The sequence below is a fragment of the Paenibacillus sp. 1-8 genome (assembly GCF_056316205.1).
The window spans coordinates 4,099,998-4,118,384 of record NZ_CM149995.1 but is presented as its reverse complement, the minus strand read 5'-3'; the positions used below and the strand labels follow the sequence as shown (position 1 = coordinate 4,118,384).

Annotated in this window: 13 protein-coding genes and 1 pseudogene; all 14 read left to right on the top strand. The window is 50.0% G+C overall.

The window, feature by feature from the left end:
* Positions 1-4 precede the first annotated feature (4 nt).
* The 14 genes and pseudogenes from lonB (at position 5) to AC0WRU_RS18795 (ending at position 18,370) form a co-directional block, all read left to right on the top strand.
* Complete coding sequence (lonB, locus tag AC0WRU_RS18860) at positions 5-1,732, top strand: ATP-dependent protease LonB (RefSeq protein ID WP_476125916.1); 1,728 nt, start codon at positions 5-7, stop codon at positions 1,730-1,732.
* 111 nt (positions 1,733-1,843) lie between these two features.
* Entirely contained in the window at positions 1,844-4,180 is a 2,337-nt protein-coding gene (gene lon, locus AC0WRU_RS18855; RefSeq protein ID WP_476125915.1) for an endopeptidase La, read from the top strand.
* Positions 4,181-4,198: 18 nt separating this feature from the next.
* A complete protein-coding gene (gene yihA, locus AC0WRU_RS18850) occupies positions 4,199-4,813 on the top strand; it encodes a ribosome biogenesis GTP-binding protein YihA/YsxC (protein ID WP_014277608.1) in 615 nt (204 codons plus the stop codon).
* Between the two features lie 32 nt (positions 4,814-4,845).
* A pseudogene (locus AC0WRU_RS18845) lies at positions 4,846-4,926 on the top strand (adenosylmethionine decarboxylase); the annotation flags it as partial.
* 253 nt (positions 4,927-5,179) lie between these two features.
* Positions 5,180-6,574 carry a glutamyl-tRNA reductase gene (hemA, locus tag AC0WRU_RS18840; protein ID WP_476125914.1) on the top strand — a complete coding sequence of 465 codons (1,395 nt, stop codon included), beginning with the start codon at positions 5,180-5,182 and terminating at the stop codon, positions 6,572-6,574.
* 16 nt (positions 6,575-6,590) lie between these two features.
* Positions 6,591-7,418 (top strand): cytochrome c biogenesis protein CcsA, encoded by an 828-nt coding sequence (ccsA, locus tag AC0WRU_RS18835; RefSeq protein ID WP_476125913.1) that lies wholly within the window; start codon positions 6,591-6,593, stop codon positions 7,416-7,418.
* 8 nt (positions 7,419-7,426) lie between these two features.
* On the top strand, positions 7,427-8,074 hold the full coding sequence (locus AC0WRU_RS18830) for a precorrin-2 dehydrogenase/sirohydrochlorin ferrochelatase family protein (protein WP_476125912.1): 648 nt from the start codon (positions 7,427-7,429) through the stop codon (positions 8,072-8,074).
* Position 8,075: 1 nt separating this feature from the next.
* A complete protein-coding gene (gene hemC / locus AC0WRU_RS18825) occupies positions 8,076-9,002 on the top strand; it encodes a hydroxymethylbilane synthase (RefSeq protein WP_476125911.1) in 927 nt (308 codons plus the stop codon).
* A gap of 4 nt (positions 9,003-9,006) precedes the next feature.
* On the top strand, positions 9,007-10,560 hold the full coding sequence (cobA, locus tag AC0WRU_RS18820; protein WP_476125910.1) for a uroporphyrinogen-III C-methyltransferase: 1,554 nt from the start codon (positions 9,007-9,009) through the stop codon (positions 10,558-10,560).
* Positions 10,561-10,605: 45 nt separating this feature from the next.
* Positions 10,606-11,604 (top strand): porphobilinogen synthase, encoded by a 999-nt coding sequence (gene hemB / locus AC0WRU_RS18815; protein WP_476125909.1) that lies wholly within the window; start codon positions 10,606-10,608, stop codon positions 11,602-11,604.
* A 30-nt stretch (positions 11,605-11,634) separates the two neighbouring features.
* Positions 11,635-12,939 carry a glutamate-1-semialdehyde 2,1-aminomutase gene (gene hemL, locus AC0WRU_RS18810; protein WP_476125908.1) on the top strand — a complete coding sequence of 435 codons (1,305 nt, stop codon included), beginning with the start codon at positions 11,635-11,637 and terminating at the stop codon, positions 12,937-12,939.
* Positions 12,936-13,847, top strand: coding sequence for an RluA family pseudouridine synthase (locus AC0WRU_RS18805; protein WP_476125907.1), 912 nt, complete (start codon positions 12,936-12,938; stop codon positions 13,845-13,847). The genes hemL and AC0WRU_RS18805 overlap by 4 nt, the downstream gene beginning before the upstream one ends.
* A 125-nt stretch (positions 13,848-13,972) precedes the next feature.
* Positions 13,973-15,295 (top strand): LysM peptidoglycan-binding domain-containing protein, encoded by a 1,323-nt coding sequence (locus AC0WRU_RS18800; protein ID WP_476125906.1) that lies wholly within the window; start codon positions 13,973-13,975, stop codon positions 15,293-15,295.
* A 408-nt stretch (positions 15,296-15,703) separates the two neighbouring features.
* Positions 15,704-18,370, top strand: coding sequence for a valine--tRNA ligase (locus tag AC0WRU_RS18795; RefSeq protein WP_476125905.1), 2,667 nt, complete (start codon positions 15,704-15,706; stop codon positions 18,368-18,370).
* Positions 18,371-18,387 lie beyond the last annotated feature (17 nt).

Here is an 18,387-nt window from a genome sequence, read left to right as displayed (position 1 = left end):
TACGATGGACTTTACTATGATTTTGTTGTTGGTGCAAATGTTTTTTGGGATTGTCATCGGTCTGTATTTCTGGAACCTTTTGCGGAGTCAGAAGACGAACCGCAGCGCAGTGGACCGGGAATCCCGCAAGGAACTGGATAAACTGCGCAAACTGCGTTCCATTTCATTAACCAAACCGCTGGCTGAACGCACTCGTCCCGCCACATTACAGGATATTGTCGGTCAGAAGGACGGACTGCGTGCGCTCAAGGCAGCGTTATGCAGTGCGAACCCCCAGCATGTTATTATTTATGGCCCACCAGGAGTGGGCAAGACGGCTGCTGCGCGCGTGGTGCTGGAAGAGGCTAAGAAAAACCTGTCCTCCCCGTTCAAGGGAGACGCCAAATTCACGGAGATTGATGCGACGACTGCCCGTTTTGACGAGCGGGGTATTGCAGACCCGTTGATTGGTTCGGTGCATGATCCGATTTATCAGGGTGCTGGAGCGATGGGGGTGGCGGGTATTCCGCAGCCCAAGCCCGGAGCTGTAACGAAGGCACATGGTGGCATGCTGTTCATTGATGAAATTGGCGAGCTGCACCCTACACAGATGAATAAGCTGTTGAAAGTATTGGAGGATCGTAAAGTATTTTTGGAGAGCGCATACTACAACTCGGAGGATTCGAATACTCCTGCTTATATCCATGATATTTTTCAAAATGGTTTGCCTGCCGATTTCCGTTTGGTAGGTGCGACGACCCGTTCGCCGCATGAGCTGCCGCCTGCCATTCGTTCCCGGTGCATGGAAATTTTTTTCCGTGCTCTCCAGCCGCAGGAAATTGCTCGTATTGCTGAGGATGCCGTCCACAAGCTGGGCTTCGGTCCTTGCCCGGAGGCGGTTGAAGTTGTACAGCGTTACGCCACAAATGGCCGGGAGGCCGTCAATATGATTCAGCTTGCTGCTGGATTGGCACTCACGGAGAAACGGGAACGTCTAAACGCTTCGGATGTGGAATGGGTAGCAGGCAGCAGCCAAATTCAACCGCGTCCTGACCGGAAAATACCAGGTATTCCACAAATCGGATTTGTTAACGGTTTGGCTGTGTATGGCCCGAATATGGGCATGCTGCTGGAGATTGAGGTTACAGCAGTTCCGGTTCCTGCGGGAAAGGGAACCTATAATATTACGGGTGTGGTTGATGAGGAAGAAATTGGCGGTGGCTCCCGTACGCTACGGCGTAAAAGTATGGCCAAAGGCTCTGTAGAAAATGTATTGACCGTTTTGCGTACACTCGGTTTATCGCCGTCGAATTACGATTTGCATATTAATTTCCCCGGAGGAACACCGGTAGATGGCCCGTCGGCAGGCATTGCGATGGCAACAGCTATTGCTTCCGCAATGCGGGGAATTCCGGTGGATCACGAAATTGCGATGACCGGAGAGGTTAGCATTCACGGGCGTGTTAAACCGATTGGCGGCGTATTAGCCAAGGTTGAGGCTGCTTTTCAGGCAGGGGCTAAAAAGGTGATCATTCCGCAGGACAACTGGCAGTCTCTTTTTGACAGCATTGAAGGCTTGAAAGTTATTCCGGTGCAGTCGGTTACGGAAGTATTCCGGCACGTATTTGGACAGGAATTGACGCCAGATTTACCTGTGCACGCGCCAATTGAGACTTTTCGCCCATCCCAATCTTCCCTGTTACAGGCCGATGGGACGCATAACGGGACGATATCGGACACAGGATCTTGCTAATGAACTACCCTTTCATTGGTTTTTTCATAAAACATTTGATAAAATATGAAAGATAACAACGTGAAGGATTGTAAAATCCGGAACCTGAGAATCACTGGAGGTGCGAAAGCGATGGGACCCAACAAGACAAAAGGTCGTCGTTTTCCTTTGCTGCCTTTAAGAGGACTTCTGGTCTACCCGAGCATGGTTCTGCATCTCGATGTGGGCCGGGAAAAATCGGTCAAGGCTTTGGAAAAAGCGATGGTTGAAGATAATTTGATTCTCCTGTGTTCTCAATCAGAAGTGAATATTGAAGAACCCGCACAAGAGGATATTTTTCGAGTCGGCACGGTGGCCAAAGTGCGCCAGATGCTCAAGCTTCCCAACGGAACGATTCGGGTGCTGGTGGAAGGGCTGGAACGTGCCGAGATTATTCAATATACGGACAATGAGGAATATTACGAGGTACTGGCAAAGGAGCTGCATGAGGCAGAAAACGTGCATCCCGAGACGGATGCGCTCATGCGTACTGTTTTGACTCAGTTCGAGCATTATATCAACTTGTCCAAAAAGGTAACTCCTGAAACTCTCGCAGCGGTATCCGACATTGAGGAGCCCGGACGGCTGGCTGACGTGATTACAAGCCATCTTACGCTCAAAATTAAGGAAAAGCAGGATATTCTGGAGACGATCGACGTAACTCAACGTCTGGAGAAGCTTCTGGATATTTTGAATAACGAGCGTGAGGTACTGGAACTGGAACGTAAAATTAACCAGCGCGTGAAGAAACAGATGGAGAAAACGCAGAAGGAGTATTACCTGCGTGAGCAAATGAAGGCGATCCAGAAAGAGCTTGGCGAGAAGGAAGGTCGCGCAGGAGAAGTAGAAGAACTGCGCAATCAGTTAAGTGAGCTGGAGCTGCCCGCTCATGTGAAGGAGAAGGTCGAGAAGGAAATCGACCGTCTGGAGAAGATGCCTGCAAGCTCTGCCGAGGGCGGAGTGATCCGTAATTACGTCGATTGGCTGTTAAGCTTGCCATGGAACAAGTTTACGGATGATGATCTGGATATCGTCAAGGCTGAAGAGATACTGAATGATGATCACTATGGACTGGATAAGCCGAAGGAACGGGTGCTGGAGTATCTTGCTGTACGCAAGCTGGTGAAGACCATTAAGGGGCCAATTCTGTGTCTCGTAGGTCCACCGGGGGTGGGCAAGACCTCACTGGCTCGTTCCATCGCGAAGTCCATGGGGAGAGAATTTGTCCGCATCTCGCTCGGGGGCGTGCGGGATGAAGCGGAAATTCGCGGTCATCGCCGGACTTATGTAGGCGCGATGCCAGGTCGCATCATTCAGGGAATGAAGACGGCTGGAACGTCTAATCCGGTCTTTTTGCTGGATGAGATTGATAAAATGGCTTCGGATTTTCGTGGTGACCCTTCGGCAGCACTGCTGGAGGTGCTTGATCCCGAACAGAACAATACGTTCAGTGACCATTTTGTCGAGCTGCCCTTCGATTTGTCCAATGTGATGTTCGTGACGACAGCCAATGCTGCGCACAACATCCCGCGTCCGCTGATGGACCGAATGGAGACATTGTACATTCCGGGTTACACCGAGCTGGAAAAGCTCGAAATCGCCAATCGTTATCTACTGCCCAAGCAGAAGAGAGAGCACGGCTTAAAAGAGGAGCAACTGGACATCGGGGAGGATACGCTGCTGCGTGTCATCCGTGAATATACCCGTGAATCCGGCGTGCGGAATCTCGAACAGCAAATGGCTTCTTTATGCCGCAAGGCTGCGAAGTCAGTGGTATCCGGTGAAGAAGGCCCGATTCAAATTACACCGGACAATCTGAAAGATTATTTAGGCGTCGCCAAATTCCGTTACGGTGTAGCGGAGCTGGAAGACCAGATTGGTACGGTTACAGGCTTGGCGTGGACAGAGGTCGGCGGTGAAACGCTGATGATTGAAGTGACGGTCGTACCCGGCAGCGGTAAGCTGATTCTTACAGGTAAGCTGGGAGACGTTATGAAGGAATCCGCGCAGGCTGCATTTAGCTACACTCGCTCCAAAGCGGTTGAGCTGGGCATTGCTACGGACTTTTATGAGAAAAATGATATTCATATCCACATTCCGGAGGGAGCGATTCCGAAGGATGGACCATCGGCGGGAATTACCATTGCTACAGCGTTGATTTCAGCTCTGACCAACCGTCATGTATCCAAGGATGTGGCTATGACGGGGGAAATTACCCTGCGCGGCCGTGTGCTGCCGATTGGTGGATTAAAAGAGAAGTCGCTGGCAGCCCACCGGGCAGGCTATAAAAAAATTCTGCTTCCCAAGGATAATGAACGGGATTTAAAGGATATTCCCGACAGTATCAGGCAGGATGTTGAATTTGTTCCCGTTGCCCATATGGATCAGGTGCTAAAGCATGCTTTGGTTGAGCAGGCAAGGGTACATTAGAGAGGAATTAAGGACACAATGAAAGTAACAAAAGCAGAATTTATTATTAGCGCGGTTGGCCCCGATCAGTTCCCTGTGGACGCTTTGCCGGAGATTGCTCTGGCAGGGCGTTCCAATGTAGGGAAGTCGTCACTGATTAATCGGTTGATTAGTCGTAAAAACTTGGCGCGCACCAGCTCTACACCGGGGAAAACACAGCAGCTCAATTATTACCGGATTAATGATGATCTCTATTTCGTCGATTTTCCGGGTTATGGCTACGCAAAGGTATCCAAAACGTCTCGCAAAGCCTGGGGACAAATGATTGAGTCGTATTTGCTGGAACGGGAGCCGCTCAAGCTGGTGCTTCAAATGGTCGATTTGCGCCATCCGCCGTCCAAGGATGATATTATGATGCATGACTGGCTTCGCCATCATGGGCTTCCGGTATGCGTTGTAGGCACGAAGGCAGATAAAATCCCCAAAACACGGCGGGAAAAGCATTATAAAGTAATCAAGCAGGAACTCGGAATACTTCCCGGGGGTTTGTTTATCCCCTTTTCATCTGAAGAAGGCATGGGTAAGGACGAGCTATGGTCGGTCATCTCCAGCTATATTGAGAATGACGAAGACGAGGAGCAACCGGAAATCTAAGAAGAAGGACGTCCATGGAGAGCGCTTTATCGGAAAAGACATATGCGAAGAAGCTGGTTCGTGGGTTGGAAGAACTTCAGGTAGAGACACCGGAGTGCAAGCACACAGAATGAGTATAAATTGTTTTCAATGGAGCCATTTGCGCGTCCCATATGATAACCATGGATTTAATCCATGGTTATTTGCTTTAAAAGTGGCTCAAATTATATCAAACGATACAGATGTATTGGATGTTCGAGTTTGCCATCCAATTTTCATAAACAATTCATAAAACAGCCGGAGGAGATTCGGACTTCTGTGATATAATTAACATAGTTTATGATAACAGTGGTTATTCTTATTACAGTTTAGGCAGGTGAATTTGCAATGCACATCGTCGTTGTTGGGTTGAATTATCGTACGGCGCCTGTGGAAGTCAGAGAGCGTTTTACATTTGCAGAACAAGATTTGCCAAAAGTGCTGGAACAACTCAAACTCACCAAAAGTGTGTTGGAGGGCGTAATTGTCGCAACCTGCAATCGGACTGAAATATATGTCGTGGTGGACCGCCTTCACATGTGCGGTTATTTTATACGCAGTTTTATGGAGCAATGGTTCGGCATTCCTCGCGATCAATTTACACAGCATCTATATATATATGAGGACGAGCAGGCGATCCGGCATTTGTTCCGTGTGACTTGTGGTCTGGATTCTATGGTAATCGGGGAAACACAAATTTTGGGACAGGTGAAGAACGCTTTTCTTCAGGCTCAATCCCAGAAAATTACAGCAACGTGGTTTAATATGCTGTTTAAGCAGGCCGTCACATTGGGCAAGCGTGCCCATTCGGAGACGTCCATTGGAGAAAGCGCCGTATCCGTCAGCTATGCAGCAGTTGAGCTGGGTAAACGGATTTTCGGGATGTTTACCGATAAGAAGGTGCTGATTCTCGGTGCGGGTAAAATGAGCGAGCTTACCGTTAAGCATTTGTATAGCGGGGGAGCAGCCGAGGTCATTGTGGCGAACCGGACTTTATCCAGAGCGGAAGATTTGGCTTCCAAGTTTCACGGAACGCCGGTCACGATGGAGGAAGGGATGAATCGGCTGGCGGATGTGGACATTGTCATTAGCTCCACAGGTGCACAAGGATATATTCTGGATCGCGAGCGGGTTGAAGCGAGTATGAAACGTCGTCGGTCCCGTCCTTTATTTATGATTGATATTGCGGTTCCACGTGATTTGGACCCGTCTATTGGTGAATTGCAGAATGTTTTTCTATACGATATTGATGATCTGGAAGGCATCGTGGAGAGCAATTTGGAAATGCGTCGTACCGAGGCTGCCAAAATTGAGCACATGATCGAAGGAGAACTTGGCGAGTTTTATCAATGGTTAAAAACGATGGGAGTGCGTCCGGTGATTCGTGCTTTACAGGAAAAAGCGGAGTCCGTGCATCAGGATACGCTCGAAAGCTTGTTCAACAAGCTTCCCGAGTTGGATGAACGACAACGCAAAGTGATTAGCCGCTTGACGAAGAGCATGCTGAACCAGATGATGCATGATCCGATCAATTCGGTGAAGGAACTGGCTGTCCAAAAGCAGGGGGATGAGGCGCTTGAACTGTTTAGCCACATTTTTGCTCTGGAGGATCGTTTGGAGGACGCCGCTCAGAAAGTAGATAAAAGCGATGCATCCGCGTTAATGAAACCGGAGGCCGGTATTCATGAAAAATCTGGTCAGGCCCAAGCCTCGCCAGCGTCGTTTGCGCCGGCTGGCCTGTAAAGGCGGGTGAGTGAACGTGGCTTTAAGCACGCTTATATATGATTCGATGATTTACGTTTTTGCCCTGAGCCTTCTGTTTGTATTCTCGGATGGCATTCGCCGTAATGCGAGTGCCAAACGGACAGGTACAGGGCTTCTTGCTGTCGTGCTTGTGCTCCAGCTTATATATATGGGGATAAGAACCTGGAACGAAGGACATCTTCCTATTTTCGTAACCTACGATTTTTTATTTTTGTTTTCATTTATTTTGGTCCTGATTTCTTTAATTCTCTCACGCTATCAGCGGTCGGAATTTGCGGTATTGCTGCTTAACATTATTAGCTTTGCGGTTCTTGTGCTCAATAATATATGGATGGAGCCCACCGATAATCCGCTTGGAAATTGGCATACGGTGCATGGGCTGCTTCTCATCCATATCGCTTTGGCTAATCTTGGCTTTGTAGCCATGACGGTAGCGGCTGTATTTTCGGGGCTCTATCTGTTTCTGCATCGTAAATTGAAAGTCAAGAAATGGAATGATACGATCCGGCGTCTGCCGAGTCTGGAAATGATGGATCGGTACACCCATATGGCGCTGTTGATTGGTACTCCTTTGCTTGGAGTCTCCATTGTAGTTGCCGTCATCTCTATTATTGCTGAAGAACGCTGGCGTCTGCTACTGGATACGAAAGTATTGATGACAGCGATAGCCCTGTGCGTGTATATTGTATTTTTAGTGAGCAAAAGATTAAATCAGAAGTCGGGCCTTGTGATGGCGAAGTGGGCATTGGTGGGCTACACGCTATTGATTCTTAACTTTTTGCTGAATTCCTGGTCTGTATTTCATCAGTGGACGGGAGAGTGAATGGCCGTTTGCAACATTTTGTGCCGATTTCGCTGAATTGTAAAAATAAGATTTGTTGTATTGTGGGCGGAGGAAGGATAGCGGAACGCAAGGTAAAGGGACTGATGGAAAGCGGGGCGTTCATTACCGTCATCAGTCCGAATATAACGCCGGATTTACAGGTTCTGGCTGATCATAAGCAGCTCCACTGGGTAAATCGCGTATACCGCGAGGGTGACCTCCAGGGGGCCTTTCTTGTATATGCGGCGACCGACCGGAGAGAAGTGAACAATGCGGTTGCGCATGAGGCCAGACAAAGGGGTATACTGGTAAATGTGACGGATCGATCGGAAGAGGCTGACTTTATAACGCCGGGTATCATTCGGCGGGGGAGACTGACGATTAGTATTTCCACAGAAGGGGCAGGTCCCGCTGTGACCGCTGATATTACATCAACTTTGGATACGTTGTTCGGTAGCGAATACGAGCCATATCTGGATTTCATGCACGATATGCGACAGATCATCAAACGTACTGTAAGTTCCCCACAGCAAAGAACCAAACTACTGAGGCGCTTGGCGAGTAGCGGTATTTTGGATCAAATACGACGTCATGAATTTATTGCTTGGACCGAAAAAGAAATAGACCTATGGATTGCGCAAAATCAGGAGGAATAACATGCGAACAATTGTGGTAGGCAGCAGACAGAGCGCGCTGGCGTTAACTCAGACTGGGCATGTCATTGAAGATTTGAACGCGCTGTGCGCGGAGCATGGACTGGATTTACAGTTTGTCGTGAAGAAAATTCTGACCAAGGGTGATCGAATATTGGATGTCACCTTGTCCAAAGTGGGTGGCAAAGGGCTGTTTGTCAAAGAGATTGAACAGGCCATGCTGGCTGGTGAGATTGATATGGCAGTACATAGTATGAAGGATATGCCGTCCGAATTGCCGGAAGGGCTTGTCAACGGCGCTGTACCGCGCCGTGAGGACCCACGCGATTGCCTCGTTACATTGGGCGCCAAGAGCTTGGAGGATTTGCCTCAAGGGGCAAAAGTGGGTACGAGCAGCCTGCGTCGGGCCAGTCAAATCAAGTCCATGCGACCTGATCTACAATTGGAGCCTGTGCGTGGTAATATTGATTCCCGTCTGAAAAAGCTGGAGACTGAAGGTTTTGACGCCATCATTTTGGCGGCTGCAGGCTTGCACCGGATGGGCTGGAAAGACCGAATTACGTCCTATATACCGGAGGAAGACTGCTTGCCGGCAGTTGGGCAGGGAGCGCTCGGTATTGAATGTCGCGCCAATGATGAAGAGCTACTCACATTGTTGCATCTATACAACGACCGGGATACCTCGGCTACAGTTGCGGCAGAACGAACCTTTCTTGGCGTGCTCAATGGGGGATGTCAGGTGCCAATCGGGGCCCACGCAGTCTGGGCTGGCCAAGAGATCCGCCTCACGGGTATGGTAGGATCGCCGGATGGCGCGGTTATTTTGAAGGAAACGCTCCAGGGAAATGATCCGCAAAAGCTGGGAGAAGCGGTGGCGGCCAGCTTGATCGCCAAAGGAGCGGAACAAATTCTGGCGCAGGTGAGGGGATGATGGAATGGCGGGAAAGGTTTATTTAGTAGGCGCAGGACCCGGAGACGCAAGACTGATTACGGTCAAGGGCTGGGAATGCATTCGACTGGGTGATGTGATTGTCTATGACAGACTGGCAAGCCCTCGCCTTTTGGGTTTGATGAAGCCAGGTGCTCAGAAAATATATGTCGGCAAGCTGCCGGATCGTCACACCATGAAGCAAGAGGAAATCAATCAGCTGCTGGTGGATCTGGCTCTGGAAGGAAAAACGGTCGTCCGGCTCAAAGGCGGGGACCCCACCATTTTTGGGCGGGTCGGCGAAGAAGCCGGACTGCTGCGCAAACACGGTATTTCCTATGAAATTGTACCCGGCATTACATCAGCGATCAGTGTGCCTGCCTATGCGGGCATTCCGGTCACACACCGGGATCTGGCCTCATCGCTGTCTATCATTACGGGGCATGAAAGTCCGGACAAACTCGACAAGAGTATTCATTGGGATAAAGTAACGAACGCAACGGGCACACTGATCTTTATGATGGGTGTGGCGAAGATCGGCTATATTAGTGAGCAATTGATGAAGCATGGCAAGCCGCCTGGCACACCCGTTGCTTTGATCCGTTGGGGAACCCGTGCGGAGCAGGATACACTGGTGGGTACGCTGGAAGATATTGAGGTCAAGGTGAAAGCCGCGAATTTTCAGCCTCCCGCCGTCATCGTTGTCGGAGAAGTGGTGAATCAGCGTGAACAGTTAAAATGGGCTGAAGATATGCCTTTGTTTGGCAAGCGGATTTTGGTTACACGTGCACGTGCACAGGCTAGCAGTCTGGTTCATCGGATTGAGGAGCTTGGCGGCGAGCCTTATGAATTTCCCGTCATCCAGACGGTTGTCCCTACGGACGAGCCAACGAAACGACAAATTACTGAGGCGTTTGCACGATTGCCTGAATACGACTGGGTGTTTTTTACCAGCGTTAACGGAGTGGAGTACTTTTTCACTCATTTGAAGGAACAAGGCAAGGATGTGCGTTCGCTGTTTAAGGCGCGTATTGCCGCAGTCGGACCGGCTACAGCGGCGGCACTTCGCACGCATGGAATTGAAGCGGAGCAGATCGAAGGCCCTTTTCAGGCAGAGGGCTTACTCGAAGCGTTTGAGCAGGATTTGCAGGCAGGTCAGAACGTATTTCTGCCAAAAGGAGATCTTGCCCGGTCCTGGCTGCCGGAGAAGCTGAGAGAGCTGGGACTTGAAGTGACTGAGGCCGATTTGTATCAAACCGTGCTGGCGGCAAACGCACAGGATGATGAACTGCTCAAGCTGCTTGAGGAACGTGCCATCCATGCGATTACTTTTACCAGTTCCTCAACGGTCACCTTTTTTCTGGAAGCACTCAAGCAGATGGGGGTCGAAGATCCGTTGGCACTGCTGGAGGGAGTAACGATCGCTGTAATTGGACCTCTCACCGGAGAAACAGCGACCCAGGCGGGATTGACCGTCAGCTTCATGGCGGAAAAGGCAACTATTGAAAGCCTGATTCAATCGCTATGTGACTGGAAACAATCAAGCGCTGTGACATCATAATTTTATTTTACCAAATGAATGTATAAAAACTGGAGGTTTGCAATCATGAGTGTTCCTTTTACCAGACATCGCCGTTTGCGTCAATCTGCTGCCATCCGTAGCATGGTGCGTGAGACGGTATTGAATCCGGCTGATTTTATCCAGCCGATCTACGTAACATTCGGTACAGGAGTGAAGCAGGAAATTAGCTCCATGCCCGGTGTGTACCGCTTTTCTCTGGATCAACTGGAAGAAGAACTGAAAGAAATTAGTGAGCTTGGCATTCCTGCCGTGCTCCTGTTTGGCATACCGGAGACGAAGGATAGCTTGGGGACTTCGGCTTTTGTGGACGATGGTATTGTTCAGGAAGCTACACGTCTGATCAAGTCGCGTTATCCCGAGTTGCTGGTTGTGGCTGACACTTGTTTGTGCGAGTTTACGGATCATGGGCACTGCGGCATGGTCCACATGCATGAGCATGATGGTGAGGTATGTGGTGAAGTGCTTAATGACGAATCTCTGGAGGTGCTGGTGCGTACAGCCGTTTCTCAAGCCAGAGCGGGCGCTGATATTATCGCGCCATCCAATATGATGGACGGTTTTGTACAGGCGATTCGACAAGGGCTGGATGAGGAAGGCTTCACACATATTCCGATTATGTCGTATTCCGTCAAATATGCGTCTGCTTTTTATGGCCCTTTCCGGGAAGCGGCAGATTCTGCACCGCAATTCGGTGACCGCAAATCCTATCAGATGGACCCTGCTAATGCACGTGAAGCATTGCGAGAAGCAGAATCCGACGTGCTGGAAGGTGCGGATATGCTGATGGTGAAGCCCTCTCTTTCTTACCTAGACGTGATGCGCACGATTAAGGATCAATTTGATCTGCCTATGGTGGCTTACAACGTCAGCGGTGAATATGCCATGGTCAAGGCGGCAGCTCTTCAAGGCTGGATTGATGAAAAAGCGATGGTGCTGGAGATTTTGACGAGTATGAAACGTGCGGGTGCAGACATGATTATTACCTATTCCGCCAAGGATGCAGCGAGATGGTTGAAGCAATAAGCGATTTTTCAGAAGACAGGAGTGATCAAAATGATCAACGAACAACGAACAGTGCGCGAAGATGCGCGCTCCAAAGTAGCCTTTGATGAGGCAAAGCAATATATTCCGGGTGGCGTGAACAGTCCGGTCCGGGCTTTTAAATCCGTCGGCATTACGCCCGTTTATATCGACCGTGGAGAAGGATCGCGGGTATATGATATCGACGGTCAATCCTATATTGACTATGTTTGTTCATGGGGACCGCTCATTATGGGACATGCACATCCTGAGGTCGTCAAGGCTCTACAGGCTGCAGTTATCAAAGGAACCAGCTTCGGAGCGCCAACGTTGGCGGAAACCGAAATGGCGAAGCTCGTTTGTGAGCGTGTTCCTTCCGTGGATATCGTTCGTATGGTCAACTCGGGAACCGAGGCGACGATGAGCGCGATCCGACTTGCACGCGGATTTACGAGCCGCAGCAAAATCCTTAAATTTGAAGGCTCTTATCATGGTCATGCGGACAGCTTACTGATTAAAGCAGGCTCTGGTGTGGCAACACTGGGTCTGCCCGATAGTCCGGGTGTACCCGAAGCCGTGGCCACACATACGATCACCGTTCCTTATAATGATTTGGCTTCTGTGAAACTGGCCTTTGAAAAATTCGGCGAGGAAATTGCCGCCATTATTGTCGAGCCGGTCGCTGGAAATATGGGAGTTGTACCGCCACAGCCTGGATTTTTGGAAGGTTTGCGTGAGGTAACCCGGCAGTATGGAAGCCTGCTGATTTTTGATGAAGTCATGACCGGATTTCGGGTAGGACTTCATTCAGCTCAAGGTCGCTTTGGTGTAACCCCGGATCTCACATGCCTGGGTAAAGTCATTGGCGGAGGTCTGCCTGTAGGTGCCTATGGCGGACGTCGCGATATTATGGAACAGATTGCACCTTCTGGTCCGATCTATCAGGCGGGTACGCTTAGCGGAAATCCGCTGGCTATGGCAGCAGGCTATTCGACGCTTAAATTGCTGACGCCAGAAGTATATGATCGACTGGAAGAACGGGCAGCACGGCTTCAGGCCGGATTTGAACGTAATGCACGTGAGCTGGGCATACCTGTCACGATCAACCGTGTAGGTTCCATGGTTTGTCCATTTTTCACGGAAGAGAAGGTTGTCAATTTTGATACAGCTAAAACAATTAATCAGGACCACTTTCGTCGTTACTTTACCGAATTGGTGAACGAGGGAGTCTGTGTGGCGCCATCCCAATTTGAGGGCATGTTTGTATCGGGTGTGCATACGGTAGATGATATTGATGCAACCATTGAAGCGAACTATCGCGCGCTCAAACGTCTATGAGCTGGCAAGGCGGCTGGAAAAGACGGGGACCGTGGCTGGAAGTCACACCAGGACGGGAAATCACAGAGGGTGGACATCGCATCGATGCTGTAGATCACTGGTTGCTGAACCGTTTGGAGCTACCGGATAAGCTGTGGCGCAGACTGCGACACGAAAAGCAGATTGAACTTGCGGGGGACCGGCTGCGGCTGGCCCTTTTTCCCGTTACGGACCTTGGCGTGGCCCCTCGCTGGTACGATTTGAAGGTGTTGTATGAGGATGATTTTTGCCTGGTCGTACACAAACCGGCGGGTATGGCGGTACACCCAGACGGAGCTGTAAAAGAGGGTCCACTGACGTTGGATCATGCGGTCGCATCGTATTATGAGATGAATGGCATCCATGCGGCAGTACGGCATGTGCATCGTCTGGATACGGATACGACAGGCCCGGTGCTGTATGCCAAAAATGAATTCGCGTTGCTCAAGCTGGACGAACAGATGCGGGCCAAGGATATCGGTCGCCGTTATGTGGCTTTGGTACGGGGTGAAGTCCCTTCATCACTGCGGACGCTGGATTGGCCGATTGGCAAGGACAGGCATCACAAGCAGCGTCGCCGTGTTTCTCCGACCGGACAGAGCGCGGTTACCCATGTGGAACTTGGTGAAGTGTGGGGGAGTGGTCAAAAGGCGGTTAGTCTCGTATATTTAACACTGGAAACAGGCCGAACGCATCAGATTCGCGTTCATCTTAGCCATGCGGGCTATCCGTTATTGGGGGACGTATTATACGGGGGACGGGCTGCTGATTTTGGCAGGCAGGCGCTGCACGGAGAGCGTCTTACCTTCCGTCATCCGCTGAGCGGTGAAACGATTACTGTGGAAGATGCTTGGCCGGATGATTTTCAAAAGCTGCATAAACAGCTATAAAAGATGGCATGCCTTCTATTTTGGCGCATATACTTGAACCTAGAAACGGTTTGCAATATGGAGTTTCCGTGCGCCTGACAGGAGTCAGAGGATGTGCGGAGGCTGCCCAAAGGAGGATGCCATCCTTGAACAAACAACAGAATGATCAGCCGCAAGGCTTGCGTTTTGATATTTATGAACGCATTCATTTGACGGAGGAAGCTGCCGGGATTGCTGAGTTGGAGGAAATTGAGCTTCTGCCACGCATTCAGGTTGTAACCCACGGCGACCATGCCGCTTTGCGAGGGCATTTGCTGCTGGAGGGCGTGTACCGCACACCTGAACAGGTAACGAACGAGCTTCATCATTTGATCCCTGTTGAAATTACGATTCCACTGAATCGGGTAGGAAGATTGGAAGACATCTCTGTTGAGATTGAGAATTTTGATGTGGACCTGCTGTCATTACGTAGTCTGAATATTACTGGTGTTCTCTCCCTGCACGGGGTGGAAAGCTCCCATGCGGAGGAGACAGCGGTTTGGCTGGATGAGGAATTTACGGTGGTGCACGCACCTGAACATCCCGCTCAACCCTTTTCCACGAATGGAGAGCAGCGTCAGGAAGAAACTTATGCCACTCAGGATACTGTATCCGATCACACGACGGAGTCTGAATCTTCATACAGGGTGCTAGCTCAGCAGGAGTACGCTTCCTGGGAACAGCCGTCACAGGAGTATGGGGAACAGAAGTCATCATCGGAACAGCAAGGTTATGAGCCTGCTGTAGACCCGCACCGGATCTATGATCCTTGGGCGGGTAAAGCTGTTGAAGATAGCACTTCAGAGGTAAAGCATGAGCATGAGACACCGGAAGTATGGGGATTTCAGCAAGAGGAAGCATGGACGGGAAGTGACCCGAAAATATCCTCCACCGCTCCCGATGTGGTCTATGATCCTTTGCTGGCTGAACCGCATCATGCTACGGAGCCAGAGATCTATCTGGAGCCGCAGCTTGGGGCAGGTCAGGTGAATGATTTTAGACCTGAGACATTAGAGCAGGTGGACGGTGCGTTCCATGATACTGTTGCCGACGATAAGCCGGAGATGCGCGTGGCGTTGAACAGCAAAAAGGACGAAAAAGCAGACGAGCCGGACCCGGTGGTCTACTCATCTTTGCTCCAATCTAGTCGTTCGGTGAAGGAAGCGGAATACCAGCAGCAACTGGAGCAAGAACCGCAGGGCCAGGCGCAGGAGGCCGAAGAAGAGCGTGAGGATGCCAAGTGGAAAAACCTTTTTTTCCATACACAGAATGAAACGTCTTTTCGCAAGGTTCGATTATGCATCGTTCAGCGTGAAGATACACTGGAAACGATCGCTGATCGCTATCAACTCAGCACACGGGAGCTTCAACTGTATAACAGGCTGGCAGAGCATCATGTAGAAGAAGGGCAGGTATTGTACATCCCTTAATCCGGTCATTGGAAAATGAGCAACGGGTGTTGACTATAGTCAATGGGAAATGTATGATGTGGTATAGCTATTGAAAGACTGAGATCGGGAAGAGTAGGCAGCAAGCCCTTCAGAGAGTGGAATTGCAGCGCTGTGAGGTTCCGCAGGAAGCTACTGGCCGAAGTCACCCGGGAGTCGTCTGTTCGAACGGTCCCTCATTTAATCCCAACGGAAGGTACGAGGTTCACGGTAGAATAAGGCCGGTCCGCAGCCGTTATCTGCATAAGTGTCACACCATGTGTAATGGATCAGTGGATACATACACTAGGGGTGAAACAAAGGTGGTACCGCGAGAGAACAGCCTTTCGTCCTTTGAGGATGAAGGGCTTTTTTTATTTGCCAATTGAAAAATCATGGAGGTATCCTGATATGTCAGAACAAGACAACAAGACAACCTTGGAAATGCCGACAACGTACGATCCAAAATCAACAGAGAAAAAATGGTATAAAACGTGGATGGAGAAGGGGTATTTCCGCGCTGGGCGACTTCCAGAGGCAGAACCTTTTACAATCGTTATTCCACCGCCGAATGTTACAGGCATGCTGCACATTGGACATGCTCTTGATTTTACTTTGCAGGACATTATTATCCGCACCAAGCGGATGCAGGGCTATGACGCATTGTGGCTGCCAGGAGCAGACCATGCGGGCATTGCCACCCAGACGAAGGTAGAGCAGAAGCTGCGTGAGGAAGGCTTGACGCGCTACGATCTGGGACGTGAGAAATTTTTGGAGAAGGTTTGGGAATGGAAGGATCTATACCTGGACAACATTCACAATCAATGGGAAAAAATGGGCTTCTCCCTCGATTATTCGCGTGAGCGCTTTACGCTGGATGACGGGCTGTCTCAAGCCGTTCGCGAAGTATTCGTCAAGTTGTACAATAAGGGTCTGATTTATCGCGGTAAACGCATCATTAACTGGGATCCTGCTGCACGTACGGCTTTGTCAGATATTGAAGTGGAATACAAAGAGGTAAACGGAAATCTGTATCACCTGCAATATCCGCTTCAAGATGGCAGCGGGTTTATCACTGTAGCCACCACGCGTCCTGAAACCATGCTGGGCGATACAGCGGTAGCCGTACATCCTGAGGATGAACGTTACAAGCATATGATCGGCAAAACACTCGTACTTCCGATTATCGGACGGGAAATTCCGGTTATTGCGGACGACTACGTAGAAAAAGACTTCGGTAGCGGTGCGGTTAAAATTACACCTGCTCATGATCCTAATGACTTTGAAATGGGCCAACGTCACCAGTTGCCACAGATTATTGTTATGGACGAAACAGGTACGATGAACGCCGAAGCAGGCAAATATCAGGGCCTTGACCGCAGTGATTGCCGCAAGCAAATCGTCGCTGATCTGAAAGAGCAGGGCGTGCTGATCCGTATCGAGGAGCATGTGCATCAGGTGGGCCACAGCGAACGTACAGGGGCGGTTGTAGAGCCTTACCTGTCTACGCAATGGTTCGTGGAAATGAAGCCTCTGGCAGCCAAAGCGATTGAAGTGCAGAAGGCTGGCAATGGCGTAAACTTTGTCCCGGATCGCTTTGAGCGTACTTATCTGCACTGGATTGAAAATGTGCGGGACTGGTGTATTTCCCGTCAATTGTGGTGGGGACATCGTATTCCTGCCTGGTACGATGAAGAAACCGGAGAAGTTATTGTATCGGTGGAGGACCCTACAACCTTGCCTGAATATGCTGGTAGAAAGCTGAAACAGGATGAGGACGTGCTGGATACATGGTTCAGCTCTGGCTTGTGGCCGTTTTCGACACTGGGCTGGCCTGAGCAGACTGAGGATCTCAAACGCTACTACCCGACCAATGTCTTGGTTACAGGCTATGACATTATTTATTTCTGGGTGTCGCGGATGATTTTTACAGCCCTGGAGTTCACAGAGGAAATTCCGTTCAAGGATGTGCTGATGCACGGACTGGTTCGTGATGCGGATGGAAAGAAAATGTCCAAATCCCTCGGAAATGGTGTAGATCCGCTCGACGTAATCGACAAATACGGTACGGACGCCATGCGTTACATGGTTTCTACAGGCAGCACGCCTGGACAGGACCTTCGTTTCCGTTGGGAACGGGTAGAGCAGGCACGTAACTTCGCCAATAAAATCTGGAATGCGTCACGCTTTGCGCTGATGAATCTGGAAGGGGTTACTGCGACGGATATCGACATTACTGGTGATTTGAGCACAGTTGACCGCTGGATCCTGCATCGTTTGAACGAAACTTCACGCGATATCACGCGTCTAATAGATGCTTATGAATTTGGCGAGACAGGCCGCCTTCTGTATAACTTTATTTGGGATGACTTGTGCGACTGGTACATCGAGTTTGCGAAGCTTTCCCTGTATGGCGAAAACGCAGAGGCGAAAAAGAAAACACAGTCCGTACTGGCGTATGTGCTGGATCGGACACTGCGCATGATTCATCCGTTCATGCCGTTTATCTCCGAGGAAATATGGCAGCATCTTCCGCATGAAGGCGAAACGATCACACTAGCCGCTTGGCCTGTCTATGATCCGGCTTTTGAGGACAAGGATGCGGTAGCTGAAATGAATTTGCTGATCGACGTGATTCGCGCTGTGCGGAATATCCGGGCTGAAGTGAACGTGCCGATGAGTAAAAAGATCGAATTGCTCGTAAAACCCGGCGATCAAGCCGTTCTCGATATCATTAGCCGCAATGGGGAATATGTACGTCGATTCTGTAATACGTCTGAATTTGACGCGGGATTGGAGCTATCTGTTCCAGATAAAGCCATGACTTCTGTAGTTAGCGGAGCAGAGCTATACCTACCGTTAGCCGGGCTGCTTGATATTGCCCAGGAAATTAGCAGACTCGAAAAAGAGCTTCAGCATTTGAACAGTGAAGTGGAGCGCGTGGAGAAAAAGCTGTCCAACCAAGGCTTCGTGGCGAAGGCACCAGCCAAAGTCATCGAGGAAGAGAAGGCCAAGCAAGCCGATTATTCGGATAAGCGCGCCAAAGTTATCGCACGGATTGAAGAACTCAAGGGATAATTCCACTAACTATAAAA

Excerpts from the sequence above, each read along its gene's own strand:
- AC0WRU_RS18805 (WP_476125907.1), top strand. The coding sequence starts at position 12,936 with ATGAGCTGGCAAGGCGGCTGGAAAAGACGGGGACCGTGGCTGGAAGTC.
- hemL (WP_476125908.1), top strand. The coding sequence starts at position 11,635 with ATGATCAACGAACAACGAACAGTGCGCGAAGATGCGCGCTCCAAAGTA.
- cobA (WP_476125910.1), top strand. The coding sequence starts at position 9,007 with ATGGCGGGAAAGGTTTATTTAGTAGGCGCAGGACCCGGAGACGCAAGA.
- AC0WRU_RS18795 (WP_476125905.1), top strand. The coding sequence starts at position 15,704 with ATGTCAGAACAAGACAACAAGACAACCTTGGAAATGCCGACAACGTAC.
- yihA (WP_014277608.1), top strand. The coding sequence starts at position 4,199 with ATGAAAGTAACAAAAGCAGAATTTATTATTAGCGCGGTTGGCCCCGAT.
- hemC (WP_476125911.1), top strand. The coding sequence starts at position 8,076 with ATGCGAACAATTGTGGTAGGCAGCAGACAGAGCGCGCTGGCGTTAACT.
- lon (WP_476125915.1), top strand. The coding sequence starts at position 1,844 with ATGGGACCCAACAAGACAAAAGGTCGTCGTTTTCCTTTGCTGCCTTTA.
- hemA (WP_476125914.1), top strand. The coding sequence starts at position 5,180 with ATGCACATCGTCGTTGTTGGGTTGAATTATCGTACGGCGCCTGTGGAA.
- hemB (WP_476125909.1), top strand. The coding sequence starts at position 10,606 with ATGAGTGTTCCTTTTACCAGACATCGCCGTTTGCGTCAATCTGCTGCC.
- lonB (WP_476125916.1), top strand. The coding sequence starts at position 5 with ATGGACTTTACTATGATTTTGTTGTTGGTGCAAATGTTTTTTGGGATT.